The sequence below is a fragment of the Dolichospermum sp. LEGE 00246 genome (assembly GCF_015207865.1).
Lineage (GTDB): Bacteria > Cyanobacteriota > Cyanobacteriia > Cyanobacteriales > Nostocaceae > Dolichospermum > Dolichospermum heterosporum.
This window is the reverse complement of sequence record NZ_JADEWA010000530.1, coordinates 1-3336: the sequence shown is the minus strand read 5'-3', so window position 1 is coordinate 3336 and position 3336 is coordinate 1. Positions and strand designations below refer to the sequence as shown.

General features: G+C 34.8%; 4 protein-coding genes. All 4 read right to left on the bottom strand.

Annotated features, from left to right (window positions below):
- Positions 1–66: 66 nt before the first annotated feature.
- Positions 67–1422 (bottom strand): UDP-N-acetylmuramoyl-tripeptide--D-alanyl-D-alanine ligase, encoded by a 1356-nt coding sequence (gene murF, locus IQ228_RS23435; RefSeq protein WP_193964611.1) that lies wholly within the window; start codon positions 1420–1422, stop codon positions 67–69.
- 222 nt (positions 1423–1644) lie between these two features.
- The gene (locus IQ228_RS23430) at positions 1645–2445 is read right to left on the bottom strand and encodes an Rpn family recombination-promoting nuclease/putative transposase (RefSeq protein ID WP_193964609.1); all 801 of its coding nucleotides are present in this window, start codon (positions 2443–2445) and stop codon (positions 1645–1647) included.
- An 85-nt stretch (positions 2446–2530) separates the two neighbouring features.
- Positions 2531–2788 carry an AbrB/MazE/SpoVT family DNA-binding domain-containing protein gene (locus IQ228_RS23425; protein WP_168496685.1) on the bottom strand — a complete coding sequence of 86 codons (258 nt, stop codon included), beginning with the start codon at positions 2786–2788 and terminating at the stop codon, positions 2531–2533.
- 57 nt (positions 2789–2845) lie between these two features.
- Positions 2846–3336: 3'-5' exonuclease (locus tag IQ228_RS23420; RefSeq protein WP_304511123.1), on the bottom strand; the 491-nt coding region annotated here is incomplete at its 5' end.

Genomic DNA, 3336 nt, shown 5'->3' with positions numbered 1-3336 from the left:
GTGTATTATATTTATCCGAAAAACCAGACTTAATTAAGTTTGTTTTGTCTGAAATACCAGGAATTTTTAATTGGTAAATTCTGCCCGCAATTGGTTAACAACTCGATCTAATCCCACAGAATGGGCGGCTTTGAATAATAAGCGATCGCCTGTTTGCATAAATGTTTTTAATCTTGTTACCAAATCAGCATGATTTGTGAAACATTCGCAAGATATATTATCGGCACTATTAGCAATAATTTCCGCATCTTGACCATCAACTAATACCAATAAACCATCCAGATGCAAATTCTTGACCATTTCTCCAACTTTTCGATGAAGTTCTGGGGATCTTTCTCCTAGTTCTTTCATTGCCCCTAAAACCGCAATTTTTCGCTTTCCGGGTGTGTCTGCTAACAACTGCAAAGCTGCTAACATGGCTTCTGGGGCGGCATTATAGGTTTCATCTAAAATCACCACATCATTAGCTAAAGTAAAGCGTTGACTTCTACCTGTGGGCATATTTACCATAATACCAGATTGTAATAATTGCCAATCAATTTCTAATACCTTGGCTACTGCTAAAGCTGCTAAAAAATTGGTAGCATTATGACGACCGGGTAAAGGTAAAGGTAGACGCATTCCTGCAACTTCTACAGTTTCATTATCAGTTAATTCTCCTTGAATATCGCCACCAGAAAAACCATAACTGATAACTTTACCCTGCCAGAACTTCGCTGCCGTTTCCATTAATAATGGATTATCATAATTAAGAATAGCAATACTATCATTTGGCATGGTTGCTAATAATTCACATTTAGCTTCTGCAATGGCTTCTTCTGAACCAAGTAACTCAATATGCGCCGTGCCTACATTAGTAATTACCCCAATTGTCGGTTTAGCAATTTCTGTCAATTCGGCAATTTGTCCCCTTCCCCGCATAGCCATTTCGATGACAGCAAAGTTATTTTCTCTACCCATTTCTAACAGGGTTTTGGGAACACCTATTTCATTATTAAAATTCCCGTAGGTTTTATGAACTTTGCCTTTTGTGGCTAAAACTGCGGAAATTAATTCTTTGGTTGTGGTTTTCCCGACTGAACCTGTGATGCCAATGACAGGAATAGCAAAGCTTTCACGCCACCATTTAGCAATTTGTTGATATGCCTTTAAAGTATCTTTAACCCGCAAAACCGGAAAACCGGGATTTTCGTAATGATGATCAACTATTGCAACTATAGCCCCTTGAGCGATCGCTGTGGGTACAAAATCATGTCCGTCAAACTTTTCTCCTCGCAAAGCCAAAAACACTTCCCCTGGTTGCAAAATGCGGGTATCTGTTTGTATCCCCATAGCCAACTGAGTTAAGGTAGATACAGATACATTCACAGGTTCAGCGATAAGAACTTCAAGCAGTTGAGAGATAGTGATAGAGACTGACATACTGATAAACGATAGGGTATTTTAAAGTTATTCACCTTATCATTTTTTGTGTCACTTTCATTGAAGATTTATTTTTGTGAAGTTCTATACACTAAACTGGTTTAGATGATTTGTAATACGTATTACTGTTGAAGTGGAGAATCTATCTCTTGTTTAATTCTATTGATTAGGTAATCTCCTTTTCTTCAACAGTAGTATTTTCTGGAACTGATTAAATCATGTTTATTTGTCCTTTGTGTTGATATTCTGCTGTTGGATAATCTGGCTAATTTCTGCCAAACTTAAATTTAAAACTTGTGCGATTTGTTCTTTAGTTAAACCTAATCCTATCAAACCAGGAACTGCGTCTAACTTAGCTTTGTGTTCACCTTCTTCTTTTGCTTCTTGATAAAATCGGGTTTGTTTTAACTCACTTAATCCAAACATGGCTTCTATTTCCTCCCTATTCATTCTTGGAAACTTGTAAATTAAAATTGTCTCGATGATTTGTAAGAGTTGTTGCTGTTGAAGTTGAGAATTTATCTCTTGTTTAGTTCTGGTGATTAATTCTCTAGCTTGGGTAATGGAATTATCTGCGTTAGCGATGATTAGTTTTATTGTAGCAATACCAATGGGTAAAGATGTTGTTTCTGCTAATTCATCGAGATAAATCACTCTCACTCGTTGACTGGTGAAGAATTCTTGATAATGCTGAATATCTTGTGTATCTATGCTGCGGGTTGGATAGATAACTACAGCACTCCAATGATTTTTGGGGTTGTTTTGGCGAATGTAAAGAAATATTTCGCTAAAAAGTCTATGGTAGAGATCCTTATCTGATTGAAATTGTACTTCTAAAAAGTAGATGGGGTTATCTGTATTGTGGTTAGGGAAGAAAACTCCATCTATTCTCAAGGCTGTTTGTTTAACTTCAACTGATGAAAATTGATAAAGTTCTGCTAGTTGGGGAGAGTTACCAATCAGTTCAAAAAATATGCTGGGTATTTCTTGAAATAATCGGTAAAATATGCTGTCTGTTTTCATTTTAAAAAGTTGTTAAACACTGTAAAATTTTGAGACTTTTTAATAAATTTTTCATCTCTAAACATAATGTTAGTATCAATAGCAATCATTGATGACCTAATTCTTCTATTCCCTGTGCTACCGCTTGTTCCATTTCTTCAATTGTTTTGGCTTTTCCTTGATAATTCAAACAACCAGCAGCATCATCTAATTTTGTTTCTGGAAAAGTTTTTTTAGGCTTTAATAAAATTCCATCCCCTAAATTAATTATTATTAATTCCTGTCCATCTTGCCAATGATACTGATCTCTTAAAACTTGGGGAATAGTAATTTGACCTTGAGTTGATAGTTTAGTAATTTCCATTGCAATAATTTTCCACTATTTATGGTAATCCAATTTTAACATATATTCATAGCTATATTAGTCAATATGATAAAATGCTAATTCATTTTCCGCGTCGTCATAAAACCGCACTTCAATTCCCACAGCTTGAGAAATACAATTTGCATTATTAAAATATTCTGGAATTGAAAAACCTTCTGCTGGATAGGTACGATACCAAACTTTTTTTGTTTTATTCCATTCATAACCTTCAGCTTTCAACAAATGGCTAATTGTGTAAGTACCATTGCTACCTTTACCAATTTGATTACCAACTTTAACAGTAATATACTGTACAGTCCCCACACCAATAAAAGTTTGATAATCTGACCAATTTAATATAGAAATTTCTGTTCTCCTGTTTAATTCGTCAAAAAAAGGTGATGAATTTGTACTTTCTGTAATAATAAATAAAGTTTCAACTGCACGAGTTAAAGCCACATAAAATAAACGTCTTTCTTCATTTACTACAGACTCAATGCTATCACCAAAGACACGGGTAAACATTAAATCAGGATGTATCAAGGGAT